The organism is Citrobacter sp. R56 (assembly GCF_016811995.1).
In the GTDB taxonomy this organism is placed as follows: domain Bacteria; phylum Pseudomonadota; class Gammaproteobacteria; order Enterobacterales; family Enterobacteriaceae; genus Citrobacter_D; species Citrobacter_D enshiensis.
Genome location: NZ_CP069159.1, coordinates 4523421 through 4537497, shown reverse-complemented (window position 1 = coordinate 4537497; position 14077 = coordinate 4523421). Strand labels below are relative to the sequence as shown.

Genomic DNA, 14077 nt, shown 5'->3' with positions numbered 1-14077 from the left:
TCGAACATTTTATTGATGAGCAGGCACTGAGATGGTGGAAGATTCACAAGAAACGACGCACTTTGGCTTTCAGACCGTCGCTAAAGAGCAGAAAGCTGACATGGTGGCCCACGTTTTTCATTCTGTGGCGTCAAAATACGACGTCATGAATGACTTAATGTCATTTGGCATTCATCGTTTGTGGAAGCGCTTCACCATTGATTGTAGCGGCGTTCGACGTGGGCAGACCGTTCTGGATCTGGCGGGCGGTACGGGCGACCTGACCGCGAAATTTTCACGTATGGTGGGTGAGACAGGTAAAGTCATCCTGGCGGATATTAACGACTCAATGCTCAAAATGGGGCGTGAGAAGCTGCGTAATATCGGCGTCATTGGTAACGTTGAGTACGTACAGGCGAATGCGGAAGCATTGCCATTCCCGGACAATACCTTTGACTGCATTACCATTTCGTTCGGGCTACGTAACGTAACGGATAAAGATAAAGCATTGCGTTCGATGTATCGCGTATTGAAGCCGGGCGGTCGTTTGTTGGTGCTGGAGTTCTCCAAACCCATCATTGAACCGCTGAGCAAAGCCTATGATGCGTATTCATTCCACATCCTGCCGCGAATTGGTTCGATGGTCGCGAGTGATGCGGAAAGTTACCGTTATCTTGCTGAGTCCATCCGTATGCATCCCGATCAGGACACCCTAAAAGGGATGATGCAGGACGCCGGATTTGAAAGCGTCGACTATTACAACCTGACGGCCGGTGTTGTTGCTCTGCATCGTGGTTACAAGTTCTGACAGGAGATCGGGGATGCCTTTTAAACCCTTAGTGACCGCAGGAATCGAAAGTTTGCTCAACACCTTTCTGTACCGTTCGACTGCATTAAAGTCGGCACGGGCGCGCTTGCAAAGCAAGGTACTGCGTGTAGAGCTGAAAGGATTTTCGACGCCATTAGTATTGGTGTTCAGTGAACGCCAGGTCGATGTACTGGGGGCATGGGAAGGTGAGGCCGACTGTACGGTGATAACGCATGCCAGCGTATTGCCAAAATTACGCGACCGGCAGCAACTGGCTACGCTTATTCGCAGTGGTGAACTTGAAGTCCAGGGCGATATTCAGGTGGTGCAGAATTTTGTTGCGCTGGCCGATCTGGCTGAGTTAGACCCTGCGGAACTGCTGGCTCCCTACACCGGCGACATCGCTGCGGAAGGGATCAGTAAAGCGTTGCGCGGTGGGGCGAAATTTCTGTGTCACGGGGTTCAACGCCAGCAACGCTATATCGCTGAAGCGATCACTGAAGAGTGGCGAATGGCACCCGGACCGCTCGAAGTTGCCTGGTTTGCAGAAGAAACTGCCGCCGTGGAGCGTGCAGTCGACGCGCTGGCTAAACGGCTGGAAAAACTGGAGGCCAAATGACGCCAGGTGAAGTACGGCGCCTTTATTTCATCGTTCGCACCTTTTTAAGTTACGGCCTTGATGAACTCATCCCCAAAATGCGTATTACGCTGCCGCTTCGGTTATGGCGTTACACATTGTTCTGGATGCCGAATAAGCACGAAGACAAACCGCTGGGAGAGCGACTAAGACTGGCTTTGCAGGAATTAGGGCCAGTGTGGATCAAGTTTGGTCAAATGCTCTCCACTCGCCGTGATCTTTTCCCTCCTCATATCGCCGATCAGCTTGCGTTACTGCAGGACCGGGTTGCCCCGTTTGATGGAAATCTTGCCAAAGCACAAATTGAGGAAGCGATGGGAGGATTGCCTGTCGATGCCTGGTTTGATGATTTTGATATACAGCCATTGGCCTCTGCGTCGGTTGCTCAGGTGCATACCGCTCGGCTGAAATCGAATGGCAAAGAGGTGGTGATTAAAGTGATCCGCCCGGACATTCTGCCGGTTATCAAAGCGGACATGAAGCTTATCTACCGACTTGCTCGCTGGGTACCACGCTTATTGCCGGATGGCCGCCGTCTGCGTCCGACCGAAGTGGTGCGAGAGTATGAAAAAACGCTGATTGATGAGCTTAATCTGTTGCGTGAATCTGCCAACGCCATCCAACTGCGTCGTAATTTTGAAGGCAGTCCGATGCTCTACATCCCGGAAGTCTATTCCGATTACTGTAGCCAAAATATGATGGTTATGGAGCGGATTTACGGCATTCCCGTCTCGGATGTGGTGACGCTGGAGAAGAACGGTACCAACATGAAGCTTCTGGCTGAACGTGGGGTGCAGGTCTTTTTTACCCAGGTTTTTCGCGACAGTTTTTTCCATGCGGACATGCATCCGGGGAATATTTTTGTTAGCTACGAGCATCCTGAAAACCCAAAATACATTGGCATTGATTGTGGGATCGTCGGCTCGCTAAATAAAGAAGATAAGCGCTACCTGGCGGAGAACTTTATCGCGTTCTTTAATCGTGATTATCGTAAAGTCGCGGAACTGCATGTGGACTCCGGTTGGGTTCCACCAGACACCAATGTCGAAGAGTTTGAGTTTGCCATTCGTACTGTCTGTGAGCCAATCTTTGAAAAACCGCTGGCGGAAATCTCCTTTGGCCATGTGTTGTTGAACCTGTTTAATACTGCTCGCCGGTTTAATATGGAAGTTCAGCCGCAGTTAGTATTGCTGCAGAAGACCTTGCTGTATGTTGAAGGTGTTGGGCGGCAGCTTTATCCGCAACTCGATCTGTGGAAAACCGCCAAGCCATTCCTCGAATCCTGGATTAAAGATCAGGTCGGTATTCCTGCACTGGTGAAGGCATTTAAGGAAAAAGCCCCGTTCTGGGTCGAAAAAATGCCAGAATTACCTGAACTGGTGTATGACAGTTTGCGCCAGGGCAAATATTTACAACACAGTGTTGATAAGATTGCGCGCGAGCTTCAGGCGAACCATGTACGCCAGGGACAATCCCGTTATTTACTGGGGATTGGTGCCACCTTATTGTTAAGTGGGACATTCCTGCTCATCAACCGTCCTGAATGGGGGTTGATGCCAGTCTGGTTAATGGCGGGTGGTCTGGTTGCCTGGATTATCGGTTGGCGTAAAACGCGCTGATTTTTTCATCGCTCAAGGCAGGTCGTGTAACGTATAATGCGACCTTAATAATTCATCATCTATCACAGAGGAACATGTATGGGTGGTATCAGTATTTGGCAGTTGTTGATCATTGCCGTCATCGTTGTACTGCTATTTGGCACCAAAAAGCTCGGCTCCATCGGTTCCGATCTCGGCGCGTCAATTAAGGGTTTCAAAAAAGCCATGGGCGATGATGATACGAAGCAGGATAAAACCAGTCAGGACGCTGATTTTACTGCTAAATCTATCGCTGATAAGCAAAGCGAGCCTAAAAAAGAAGACGCCAAGAGCCACGATAAAGAGCAGGTATAATTCGTGTTTGATATCGGTTTTAGCGAACTGCTATTGGTGTTTGTCATTGGCCTCATCGTACTGGGGCCTCAACGCTTACCTATAGCGGTAAAAACGGTAGCGGGCTGGGTTCGCGCATTGCGATCCCTTGCAACCACAGTTCAGAACGAACTGACCCAGGAGCTTAAGCTCCAGGAGTTTCAGGACAGCCTGAAGAAGGTTGAAAAGGCGAGCCTGGATACCCTGACCCCTGAACTGAAGGCATCAATGGATGAACTTCGTCAGGCTGCGGAGTCAATGAAGCGTTCCTACAGTGCTAACGATCCTGAAAAGTCGAGTGACGAAGTACACACCATCCACAATCCGGTGGTGAAAGGAAACGAAGCGCAGCACGAGGGCGTCACCCCTGCCACCGCTGAAACACAGGCCAGTTCACCGGAACAGAAACCGGAAACGGCTGCTGCAACGCCTGCGCCGACGGAGACCGTCTCCGCAAATGTGACGGACGTAGAAAAGAAATCCGCCGCGCCTGTTCTCGAATCCTCCCCTTCGCCGAGTGATAAACCGTAAACATGGCTGTAGATGATACTCAACCCCTTATTACGCATCTGATTGAGCTGCGTAAGCGCCTTTTGAACTGCATTATTGCGGTTATCCTGATTTTTCTGGCGTTGGTTTACTTTGCCAACGACATTTATCATTTGGTTGCTGCGCCGCTGATCAAACAGTTGCCTCAGGGGGCGACGATGATCGCCACAGATGTGGCCTCGCCGTTTTTCACCCCGATCAAACTCACCTTCATGGTGTCGTTGATTTTGTCAGCGCCAGTGATCCTGTATCAGGTGTGGGCGTTTATTGCTCCTGCACTGTATAAGCACGAACGCCGTCTTGTCATGCCGCTGCTGGTATCCAGTTCACTGCTGTTCTACATCGGTATGGCGTTCGCCTACTTTGTGGTCTTCCCGCTGGCGTTTGGTTTTCTGGCTAACACCGCACCGCAAGGCGTACAGGTTTCTACTGATATCGCCAGTTATCTCAGCTTTGTGATGGCGCTGTTTATGGCATTTGGCATCTCCTTTGAGGTTCCGGTCGCCATTGTGCTGCTTTGCTGGATGGGGGTAACGACCCCCGACGATTTACGCAAGAAGCGCCCTTATGTGTTAGTCGGTGCGTTCGTGGTGGGGATGTTGTTGACCCCGCCTGATGTCTTCTCGCAAACACTGTTAGCGATACCGATGTATTGCTTGTTTGAAGTTGGCGTCTTCTTCTCTCGTTTCTATGTGGGTAAACGACAAACGCGAGATGAAGATAACGAGGCTGAGAACGAGAAAGCTGAAAACGCTGAGAAAGCAGAGAAACCCGAAGAATAAACACAACCGCCCGTCAGGGCGGTTGTCGTATTGGAGGCAGCATGTTTGACATCGGGGTAAATTTAACCAGCTCGCAGTTTGCGAAAGACAGAGACGAGGTTGTGTCGCGTAGCCTTGCTGCAGGTGTGGACGGCATGCTTCTGACAGGAACCAACCTGCACGAAAGTCAGCAGGCGCAAGCGCTGGCGCGGCAATATACGCGTTGCTGGTCGACGGCTGGCGTTCATCCGCATGATAGTAGCCACTGGCAAGCATCAACCGAAGAGGCGATAGTCGCGCTGGCAGGTCTGCCAGAAGTCGTGGCAATTGGCGAATGCGGTCTGGATTTCAATCGCAATTTCTCCACGCCGCAAGAGCAGGAGCGGGCTTTTCTGGCGCAGTTACATATTGCCGCAGAATTACAGATGCCTGTTTTCATGCACTGCCGCGATGCGCATGCGCGTTTTTTGACGCTACTGGAACCCTGGCTGGATAAACTGCCTGGTGCTGTACTGCATTGTTTTACCGGTTCTCGCCAGGAGATGCAGGAGTGTGTGGACAGAGGGCTTTATATCGGCATCACGGGGTGGGTTTGCGATGAACGCAGAGGACTTGAGCTGCGCGAGTTGTTACCTTTTATTCCGGCAGAAAAACTGCTGATTGAGACGGACGCGCCGTATCTTCTGCCCCGGGACATCTCCCCCAAGCCAGCATCAAGACGTAATGAACCGGCCTGGTTGCCGCATATTCTTGAGCGTATAGCGACGTGGCGTGGGGACGATCCGCAACACCTGGCAGCAATAACGGATGATAACGTCAGGGCGCTGTTTGGGATCGCGTTTTAAATCTTACGAAATCCGGTATTTTTCACGCTCTGCTTTACCTCTTTATTCAACAGGTTAAGCAGAAGCATTGAACGTGCTTCGCCATCGGGTTCGGTAAAGATAGCCCTCAGCCCCTCGAATGCCCCTTCTGTGATGAGCACGCTGTCGCCTGGATAAGGCGTTTCAGGGTCGACAATATCGTGAGGTTTGCAGATAGAAAGCTGATGAATCACGCTGGAAGGGACTGTTGCGGGCTGCGCGCCAAACCGTACGAAATGACTGACGCCGCGCGTGGCGTTGATCGTCGTGGTATGAATCACTTCCGGATCAAACTCGACGAACAGATAATTAGGGAAAAGAGGCTCACTGACTGTGGTACGTTTACCGCGTACTATTTTTTCCAGGGTGATCATCGGCGTCAGGCAATTCACCGCCTGTCTTTCGAGGTGTTCCTGGGCACGCTGAAGTTGCCCGCGTTTGCAGTACAGTAAATACCAGGATTGCATAATGACTCTTATTTCCTTATTCAGGGCGCAAGCATAGCAAAAGCTATGCGCTAAGTTAATTATAATCCCCGGGTTTGCTTGCTTCGCCGAAGTTCACGCTAATTTAACAAAAATACAGCATCACGATGATGAACGCCGTATAATGAGGCGCTTACGAAGAGGCCATAATGGACGCCATGAAATATCACGATTTACGCGACTTCCTGACGCTGCTTGAACAGCAGGGCGAGCTCAAACGCATCTCGCTTGAGGTCGATCCTCATCTGGAAATCACCGAAATTGCTGACCGCACGCTGCGTGCCGGTGGGCCTGCCCTGTTGTTTGAAAATCCCAAAGGTTATTCAATGCCGGTGCTGTGCAACCTTTTTGGTACGCCGAAGCGTGTTGCTATGGGGATGGGGCAGGAGGATGTTTCTGCCCTGCGGGAAGTGGGTAAGCTATTGGCGTTTTTAAAAGAGCCAGAACCGCCGAAAGGGTTTCGCGATCTGTTTGATAAACTTCCTCAGTTCAAACAAGTCCTCAATATGCCAACAAAGCGTCTGCGCGGCGCGCCCTGCCAGCAGAAAGTGTTCTCTGGTTCAGAGGTGGATTTAAACCGCATTCCCATCATGACCTGTTGGCCGGAAGATGCCGCTCCGCTCATCACCTGGGGTCTTACGGTGACGCGTGGTCCGCACAAAGAGCGGCAGAATCTTGGTATCTATCGCCAGCAGTTGATTGGTAAGAACAAACTGATCATGCGTTGGTTATCTCATCGCGGCGGTGCGTTGGATTTTCAGGAGTGGTGCGCAGCCCATCCAGGCGAGCGTTTCCCGGTTGCTGTGGCGCTGGGCGCCGATCCGGCGACGATTCTCGGTGCGGTAACGCCTGTGCCTGATACCCTCTCGGAATATGCGTTTGCAGGTCTGTTACGTGGTACCAAGACGGAAGTCGTCAAATGTATTTCCAACGATCTTGAAGTCCCTGCCAGTGCGGAAATCGTGCTGGAAGGCTATATCGAGCCGGGTCAACTGGCGCCGGAAGGTCCTTATGGCGACCATACTGGCTACTACAACGAAGTGGATAGCTTCCCGGTCTTTACCGTGACGCACGTGACGCAGCGTGAAGATGCTATCTATCATTCGACATACACCGGCCGGCCGCCCGACGAACCCGCGGTGCTGGGTGTGGCGCTAAACGAAGTCTTCGTTCCCATTTTGCAAAAGCAGTTTCCGGAAATCGTCGATTTTTATCTGCCGCCGGAAGGCTGCTCTTATCGACTGGCCGTGGTGACAATTAAAAAACAGTACGCCGGTCATGCTAAGCGCGTCATGATGGGGGTGTGGTCATTTTTACGCCAGTTTATGTACACCAAATTTGTTATCGTCTGCGATGATGATGTCAACGCACGCGACTGGAATGATGTCATTTGGGCGATCACTACCCGTATGGACCCGGCCCGGGACACCGTGCTGGTAGAAAATACGCCAATTGATTATCTGGATTTTGCCTCGCCAATCTCTGGGCTTGGTTCAAAAATGGGGCTGGATGCCACCAACAAATGGCCTGGTGAAACCCAACGTGAGTGGGGGCGTCCCATTAAAAAAGATCCTGACGTTACCGCGCGTATCGATGCGATCTGGGATGAGCTGGCCATCTTCAACAACGGTAAAGGCGCCTGAGGCGCGATCGTTTTGCCCTATAGACCCGACAGAGGGAGCGCATGACAACCTTAAGCTGTAAAGTGACCTCGGTAGAAGCTATCACCGATACCGTATATCGCGTACGTTTAGTGCCAGACGCGGCGTTTTCATTTCGCGCTGGTCAGTATTTGATGGTGGTGATGGACGAGCGGGATAAGCGCCCGTTCTCGATGGCATCCACGCCGGATGAGCAAGGGTTTATTGAGTTGCACATTGGTGCCTCGGAACTCAATCTGTATGCCATGGCAGTGATGGACCGCATCCTGAAAGACAGCGAAATCGTGGTGGATATGCCGCACGGCGAAGCCTGGCTACGTGATGATGAAGAGCGTCCGCTGATCCTGATCGCCGGGGGAACCGGATTCTCTTACGTGCGTTCAATTCTGCTTACTGCGCTGGCGCGTAATCCACAACGCGATGTCACTATTTACTGGGGCGGTCGGGAAGAAAAGCATCTTTACGATCTCTCTGAGCTGGAAGCGCTTTCGATCAATCATCCTAATCTGCGTATTGAGCCGGTGGTTGAGCAGCCTGAGGCGGAATGGCGTGGCCGCACGGGCACGGTATTAACTGCGGTCTTACAGGATCATGGTACGCTGGCCGGACATGATATCTACATCGCCGGACGTTTCGAGATGGCGAAAATCGCTCGCGACCTGTTCTGCAACGAACGCAGCGCGCGGGAAGACCGTCTGTTTGGTGATGCCTTCGCCTTTATTTAAAGCAATAAAAAACCCGCCCCTGACAGGCGGGAAGAACGGCAACTAAACTTTCTTTCTTCGCCATTGGCACCAATGGCGTTGAGATAACACTGTTGTAGGCCGGGCAAGCGAAGCTCCCCCGGCATTTTGCCCGATTAAACCCGCTCAAACACCGTCGCGATACCCTGACCCAATCCGATACACATCGTCGCCAGACCAAACTGCACGTCTTTGCGTTCCATCAGGTTTATCAGGGTGGTGCTGATACGCGCGCCAGAACAACCGAGCGGATGACCCAGGGCGATCGCGCCGCCATTCAGGTTGATCTTCTCGTCTATCTGCTCCATCAGTCCCAGATCTTTAATGCACGGCAGGATCTGTGCGGCGAACGCTTCGTTCATCTCAAACAAACCGATATCACTGGTCGAAAGTCCTGCTTTTTTCAGTGCCAGTTTTGAGGCTGGCACAGGACCATAGCCCATGATTGAAGGGTCACAACCCACGACGGCCATTGAGCGAATGCGCGCGCGCGGTTTCAGACCCAGCTCACGTGCACGGCTTTCGCTCATCACCAGCATGGCGGCAGCGCCATCGGAGAGGGCCGAAGACGTGCCTGCGGTGACCGTACCGCTAACCGGATCAAACGCCGGTCGCAGCGTGGATAACGCTTCGACGGTGGTTTCCGGGCGGATCACTTCATCGTAGTTAAACTGCTTTAGCACGCCGTCGGCATCATGACCGCTGGTCGGGATGATTTCATTTTTAAAGGCGCCGAACTGCGTGGCCGCCCAGGCGCGGGCGTGTGAACGCGCAGCGAAGGCGTCCTGCATTTCACGGCTGATACCGTGCATGCGGGAAAGCATTTCTGCCGTTAATCCCATCATGCCCGCGGCTTTTGCCACATTGCGGCTTAAGCCGGGGTGGAAATCGACGCCGTGACTCATTGGCACATGGCCCATGTGCTCCACACCGCCGATCAGACATGCCTGAGCATCGCCAGTCATGATCATGCGTGCGGCGTCATGGAGCGCCTGCATTGATGAACCACACAGACGGTTGACGGTGACCGCAGGGACAGAGTGCGGAACCTCCGCTAACAGCGCGGCGTTACGGGCAATGTTGAAGCCTTGTTCCAGCGTCTGCTGTACACAACCCCAATAAATATCGTCAAGGGCAGCGGGTTCCAGCGCGGGGTTACGCGCCAGCAGACTACGCATTAAGTGTGCGGAGAGATCTTCCGCCCGCACGTTACGAAACGCGCCACCTTTCGAACGGCCCATTGGGGTACGGATCGCATCAACAATTACAACCTGTTCCATTGTGACTCCTTAAGCCGTTTTCAGGTCGCCAACCGGACGGGCAGGCTCAACCGGGGGATAGTACGGTTCGTTATGACGCGCTTTGTTACGCAGACCTTCCGGCACTTCATACATCGGACCGAGATGCTGATACTGTTGCGCCATATCGAGATATTTTGCACTGCCGAGCGTGTCCAGCCAGCGGAATGCGCCGCCGTGGAACGGAGGGAAGCCCAGACCGTAAACCAGCGCCATATCGGCTTCTGCCGGGCTGGCAATGATGCCTTCTTCCAGGCAACGCACCACTTCGTTGACCATCGGGATCATCATGCGGGCGATAATCTCTTCGTCGCTGAAATCACGCTTCGCTTTGCTGACGTCAGCCAGCAAGTTATCCACGGTGGCGTCTTCTTCTTTCTTCGGCTTGCCTTTGCTGTCTTCTGTATAGCGCCAGAAGCCCAGACCGTTCTTCTGACCGAAACGGTTAGTTTCAAACAGCGCATCGATCGCGTCGCGATAGTCTTTCTGCATACGCTGTGGGAAGCCTGCTGCCATCACCGCCTGCGCGTGGTGTGCGGTATCAATGCCCACGACATCAAGCAGGTACGCCGGACCCATTGGCCAACCAAACTGCTTCTCCATTACTTTGTCGATTTTGCGGAAATCTGCGCCGTCACGCAGTAGCTGGCTGAAGCCTGCGAAATACGGGAACAGTACGCGGTTAACAAAGAAACCAGGGCAGTCGTTCACCACAATCGGCGTCTTGCCCATCTTGCTGGCCCAGGCCACCACTTTGGCGATGGTTTCATCTGAACTTTTCTCGCCGCGAATGATCTCAACCAGCGGCATCCGGTGAACCGGGTTAAAGAAGTGCATACCGCAGAAGTTTTCCGGGCGCTTCAGAACGCTTGCCAGTTCGCTAATGGGAATCGTGGACGTATTCGACGCCAGTACGGTGTCCGGACGAACCTTATCTTCCGTCTCCGCCAGTACGGCTTTTTTCACTTTCGGGTTCTCAACAACCGCTTCCACCACTACATCGACGCGCTCAAAACCGACATAGTCCAGCGTTGGATGAATGGTGGAAATCACGCCCGCCATTTTCAGACCGTCGATCTTACTGCGCTCAAGCTGTTTGTTCAGCAACTTGGCGGCTTCGGTCATACCGAGGGCGAGCGATTTGTCGCTGATATCTTTCATGATCACCGGTACGCCTTTCCAGGCGGACTGATAAGCGATACCCCCACCCATGATACCGGCACCCAGTACGGCAGCCTGCTTCGGCGTTTCAACGTCTTTGGTGAGCGTCTTCGCTTTGGCCTTAACGAACTGATCGTTGAGGAAGATACCGACCAGTGCGCGGGCTTCTTTGGTGTGCGCCAGCGGGACAAAACTTTGGTTTTCCAGTTTTAATGCTTCTTCACGACCAAAACGGGCAGCGGCTTCAATGGTCTTCACCGCCGTGATCGGCGCCGGGTAATGTTTACCTGCGGTTTGCGCGACCATCCCTTTGGCGATGGTAAAACTCATTGCAGCTTCAATTTTGCTGAGTTTCAGCGGCTCGAGCTTCGGCTGACGTTTGGCTTTCCAGTCGAGGTCACCGTTGATCGCCTGATGTAGCACCGCCAGTGCGCCATCAATCAATTTCTCTGGCTTCACCACGCCATCGACCAGACCGATTTTCAGCGCCTGCTCGGCACCGACATCTTTACCTGCCGCGATGATCTCCAGTGCGCTGTCCGCGCCCAGCATACGGGGCATACGGACAGAACCGCCAAAGCCTGGCATGATCCCCAGTTTCGTTTCCGGCAGGCCGATACGCAGGTCCGGCGTCGCCAGGCGGTAATCGGTCGCCAGAACGCATTCGCAGCCGCCGCCCAGCGCATAGCCGTTGACGGCGGAAAGGGTGGGAACGGGTAAATCTTCCAGACGGTTAAAGACGCTGTTGGCAAAATGCAGCCACTGGCTTAACTGTTCTTCGGGAACGAGAAACAGTGAAAGGAATTCGGTGATATCTGCACCGACAATAAAGGCCGCTTTATTGGAACGCAGTAGCAGCCCTTTTAAATCTGTTTGCTTTTCCAGCACATCAAGCGCCTGGCCGAGGCTGGCGACGGTTGCAGTGTCGAGTTTGTTGACCGAGCCTGGAGCATCGAACACCAGTTCGGCGATGCCATTTTCCAGCCAGTCGAGGTACAGGGTGTCGCCTTTGTAAAGCATGTCAGTCTCCTGAATCCGCAAGGTGATCTGGTCATACCAGATTAAGCGAGTGTGTATTTTGTGTTAATAAAATGCAAATGACTGATTAAAAAAATGACGATTCGATCACGCTCGGCAGAAATCACGCAGCCACAATGCGATGTGCTAAGATGCGGAGACTTGAGGTCAAAAACAGAAGGGAAAAAAATGGAATCACTGGCCGCACTCTATAAAAATCATATTGTTACCTTACAAGAACGGACTCGTGATGCACTGGCACGTTTTAAGCTGGATGCGTTACTTATTCACTCCGGTGAGCTGGTCAACGTCTTCCTCGACGATCATCCGTATCCCTTCAAGGTCAATCCGCAGTTTAAAGCCTGGGTGCCGGTGACGCAGGTGCCCAATTGCTGGTTGCTGGTAGATGGCGTAAACAAGCCGAAACTGTGGTTCTATCTGCCGGTCGATTACTGGCACAACGTCGAGCCGTTACCGACCTCTTTCTGGACCGAAGACGTTGAAATCATTGCGCTGCCAAAAGCCGACGGTATTGGTAGCCAGTTGCCAGCCGCACGCGGCAATATTGGTTATATCGGTCCGGTTCCGGAGCGCGCGCTGCAACTGGATATTGCTGCCAGCAACATCAACCCGAAAGGGGTGATCGACTATCTGCATTATTACCGTTCCTATAAAACGGATTACGAACTTGCCTGCATGCGTGAAGCGCAGAAAATGGCGGTGAGCGGTCACCGTGCTGCGGAAGAAGCCTTCCGCTCCGGCATGAGCGAGTTTGACATCAACCTGGCTTATCTGACGGCGACCGGGCATCGTGACACGGATGTACCGTACAGCAACATTGTCGCGCTCAACGAACATGCGTCAGTCCTGCATTACACAAAGCTGGATCATCACGCGCCGTCTGAAATTCGCAGCTTCCTGTTAGATGCCGGCGCGGAGTACAACGGTTATGCGGCTGACCTGACCCGTACCTGGTCTGCCAACAGCGATAATGACTACGCTCAACTGGTTAAAGATGTGAATGACGAACAGCTGGCGCTGATTGCGACGATGAAGGCTGGGGTGAGCTATGTGGATTATCACATTCAGTTCCATCAGCGCATCGCGAAACTGCTACGTAAACATCAGCTTGTGACCGATATGAGCGAAGAGGCGATGGTGGAAAACAATCTTACCGGGCCGTTTATGCCACATGGTATTGGTCATCCGCTGGGTCTGCAGGTACATGATGTGGCGGGTTTTATGCAGGATGATACTGGAACGCATCTCGCTGCGCCGTCGAAATACCCTTATTTGCGTTGCACCCGTGTGCTCGAGCCGGGAATGGTATTAACCATTGAGCCGGGAATTTATTTCATCGAGTCACTCTTGGCTCCGTGGCGTGAAGGCCAATTCAGCAAACACTTCAACTGGCAGAAAATCGAAGCGCTGAAACCTTTTGGCGGTATTCGTATTGAAGATAACGTGGTGATCCACGAAAACAACGTTGAAAACATGACGCGTGATTTGAAACTGGCGTAATGGACAGTTGGTTAATCCCTGCATCGCCGGTCACTGTTGTTGAAGAGATCAAAAAGAGCCGCTTTATTACGCTGCTGGCCCATACGGACGGCTTAGAAGCGGCGAAAGCGTTTGTGGAATCCGTCAGAGCGGAGCACCCGGCTGCTCGCCACCACTGTGTGGCGTGGGTGGCGGGTGCGCCGGACGACTCGCAACAGTTGGGTTTCTCGGATGACGGCGAACCGGCGGGCACGGCAGGGAAACCGATGCTCGCACAATTAATGGGCAGCGGTATAGGTGAGATAACCGCCGTGGTGGTTCGCTACTATGGCGGTATTCTGCTGGGTACTGGGGGGCTGGTGAAGGCCTACGGCGGCGGAGTGAATCAGGCGCTGCGACAGTTAACCACGCAACGCAAGACGCCATTAACCGAATATACTTTGCAGTGTGAATATGGTCAGTTGACCGGGATTGAAGCATTGCTGGGACAGTTTTCCGGTAAGATCGTTACCAGCGATTATCAGGCATATGTTCTGTTACGGGTGGCGCTTCCTTATGCAAAAGTGGATGAATTTACAGCAAAACTGGCAGATTTTAGCCGTGGTTCATTGCAATTATTAGCGATTGAAGAATAATCCCCACCTC

Annotated in this window: 14 protein-coding genes; 11 read left to right on the top strand and 3 right to left on the bottom strand. The window is 52.7% G+C overall.

All coding sequences use genetic code 11. From position 1 onward, the window contains the following. Positions 1 to 31 precede the first annotated feature (31 nt). The 7 genes from ubiE to tatD all read left to right on the top strand — a co-directional run bounded on the left by ubiE (position 32) and on the right by tatD (position 5549). A complete protein-coding gene (gene ubiE / locus JM656_RS21300; RefSeq protein ID WP_203359445.1) occupies positions 32 to 787 on the top strand; it encodes a bifunctional demethylmenaquinone methyltransferase/2-methoxy-6-polyprenyl-1,4-benzoquinol methylase UbiE in 756 nt (251 codons plus the stop codon). 13 nt (positions 788 to 800) lie between these two features. Further along, on the top strand, positions 801 to 1406 hold the full coding sequence (ubiJ, locus tag JM656_RS21295) for a ubiquinone biosynthesis protein UbiJ (protein ID WP_203359444.1): 606 nt from the start codon (positions 801 to 803) through the stop codon (positions 1404 to 1406). After that, on the top strand, positions 1403 to 3043 hold the full coding sequence (gene ubiB / locus JM656_RS21290) for a ubiquinone biosynthesis regulatory protein kinase UbiB (protein ID WP_203359443.1): 1641 nt from the start codon (positions 1403 to 1405) through the stop codon (positions 3041 to 3043). Before ubiJ ends, ubiB begins: the two co-directional genes overlap by 4 nt. A 78-nt stretch (positions 3044 to 3121) precedes the next feature. Then, a complete protein-coding gene (gene tatA, locus JM656_RS21285) occupies positions 3122 to 3376 on the top strand; it encodes a Sec-independent protein translocase subunit TatA (RefSeq protein ID WP_162380358.1) in 255 nt (84 codons plus the stop codon). 3 nt (positions 3377 to 3379) lie between these two features. Beyond that, entirely contained in the window at positions 3380 to 3925 is a 546-nt protein-coding gene (gene tatB / locus JM656_RS21280) for a Sec-independent protein translocase protein TatB (protein ID WP_203359442.1), read from the top strand. Between the two features lie 2 nt (positions 3926 to 3927). Next, the gene (tatC, locus tag JM656_RS21275; RefSeq protein WP_192613938.1) at positions 3928 to 4725 is read left to right on the top strand and encodes a Sec-independent protein translocase subunit TatC; all 798 of its coding nucleotides are present in this window, start codon (positions 3928 to 3930) and stop codon (positions 4723 to 4725) included. A 41-nt stretch (positions 4726 to 4766) separates the two neighbouring features. Beyond that, positions 4767 to 5549: a 3'-5' ssDNA/RNA exonuclease TatD gene (gene tatD, locus JM656_RS21270; RefSeq protein ID WP_203359441.1), complete on the top strand. Its 783-nt coding sequence runs from the start codon at positions 4767 to 4769 to the stop codon at positions 5547 to 5549. On the opposite strand, the gene rfaH is transcribed toward tatD, so the two are convergent. Continuing rightward, positions 5546 to 6034, bottom strand: a complete 489-nt coding sequence (gene rfaH, locus JM656_RS21265) for a transcription/translation regulatory transformer protein RfaH (RefSeq protein ID WP_203359440.1) — start codon at positions 6032 to 6034, stop codon at positions 5546 to 5548. The two genes, tatD and rfaH, sit on opposite strands and share 4 nt — an antisense overlap. Before the next feature lie 167 nt (positions 6035 to 6201). On the opposite strand from rfaH, the gene ubiD reads away from it, so the two are divergent. Both ubiD and fre read left to right on the top strand, forming a co-directional pair. Then, positions 6202 to 7695 (top strand): 4-hydroxy-3-polyprenylbenzoate decarboxylase, encoded by a 1494-nt coding sequence (ubiD, locus tag JM656_RS21260; RefSeq protein WP_203359439.1) that lies wholly within the window; start codon positions 6202 to 6204, stop codon positions 7693 to 7695. Between the two features lie 41 nt (positions 7696 to 7736). Continuing rightward, on the top strand, positions 7737 to 8438 hold the full coding sequence (fre, locus tag JM656_RS21255; RefSeq protein WP_203359438.1) for an NAD(P)H-flavin reductase: 702 nt from the start codon (positions 7737 to 7739) through the stop codon (positions 8436 to 8438). A gap of 134 nt (positions 8439 to 8572) precedes the next feature. On the opposite strand, the gene fadA is transcribed toward fre, so the two are convergent. Next, a complete protein-coding gene (gene fadA / locus JM656_RS21250; RefSeq protein WP_203359437.1) occupies positions 8573 to 9736 on the bottom strand; it encodes an acetyl-CoA C-acyltransferase FadA in 1164 nt (387 codons plus the stop codon). A 9-nt stretch (positions 9737 to 9745) separates the two neighbouring features. Further along, on the bottom strand, positions 9746 to 11935 hold the full coding sequence (gene fadB / locus JM656_RS21245; protein WP_203359436.1) for a fatty acid oxidation complex subunit alpha FadB: 2190 nt from the start codon (positions 11933 to 11935) through the stop codon (positions 9746 to 9748). Positions 11936 to 12121: 186 nt separating this feature from the next. Between fadB and pepQ the strand changes: the two genes are divergently transcribed. Next, a complete protein-coding gene (gene pepQ / locus JM656_RS21240; RefSeq protein ID WP_203359435.1) occupies positions 12122 to 13453 on the top strand; it encodes a Xaa-Pro dipeptidase in 1332 nt (443 codons plus the stop codon). Beyond that, positions 13453 to 14067 (top strand): IMPACT family protein, encoded by a 615-nt coding sequence (locus tag JM656_RS21235; RefSeq protein WP_203359434.1) that lies wholly within the window; start codon positions 13453 to 13455, stop codon positions 14065 to 14067. The genes pepQ and JM656_RS21235 overlap by 1 nt, the downstream gene beginning before the upstream one ends. Positions 14068 to 14077 lie beyond the last annotated feature (10 nt).

Coding starts and splice junctions, on each gene's coding strand:
- fadA (WP_203359437.1), bottom strand. CDS start 9,736: ATGGAACAGGTTGTAATTGTTGATGCGATCCGTACCCCAATGGGCCGT.
- pepQ (WP_203359435.1), top strand. CDS start 12,122: ATGGAATCACTGGCCGCACTCTATAAAAATCATATTGTTACCTTACAA.
- tatD (WP_203359441.1), top strand. CDS start 4,767: ATGTTTGACATCGGGGTAAATTTAACCAGCTCGCAGTTTGCGAAAGAC.
- JM656_RS21235 (WP_203359434.1), top strand. CDS start 13,453: ATGGACAGTTGGTTAATCCCTGCATCGCCGGTCACTGTTGTTGAAGAG.
- ubiE (WP_203359445.1), top strand. CDS start 32: ATGGTGGAAGATTCACAAGAAACGACGCACTTTGGCTTTCAGACCGTC.
- ubiB (WP_203359443.1), top strand. CDS start 1,403: ATGACGCCAGGTGAAGTACGGCGCCTTTATTTCATCGTTCGCACCTTT.
- rfaH (WP_203359440.1), bottom strand. CDS start 6,034: ATGCAATCCTGGTATTTACTGTACTGCAAACGCGGGCAACTTCAGCGT.
- tatC (WP_192613938.1), top strand. CDS start 3,928: ATGGCTGTAGATGATACTCAACCCCTTATTACGCATCTGATTGAGCTG.
- tatA (WP_162380358.1), top strand. CDS start 3,122: ATGGGTGGTATCAGTATTTGGCAGTTGTTGATCATTGCCGTCATCGTT.
- ubiJ (WP_203359444.1), top strand. CDS start 801: ATGCCTTTTAAACCCTTAGTGACCGCAGGAATCGAAAGTTTGCTCAAC.
- ubiD (WP_203359439.1), top strand. CDS start 6,202: ATGGACGCCATGAAATATCACGATTTACGCGACTTCCTGACGCTGCTT.
- fadB (WP_203359436.1), bottom strand. CDS start 11,935: ATGCTTTACAAAGGCGACACCCTGTACCTCGACTGGCTGGAAAATGGC.
- fre (WP_203359438.1), top strand. CDS start 7,737: ATGACAACCTTAAGCTGTAAAGTGACCTCGGTAGAAGCTATCACCGAT.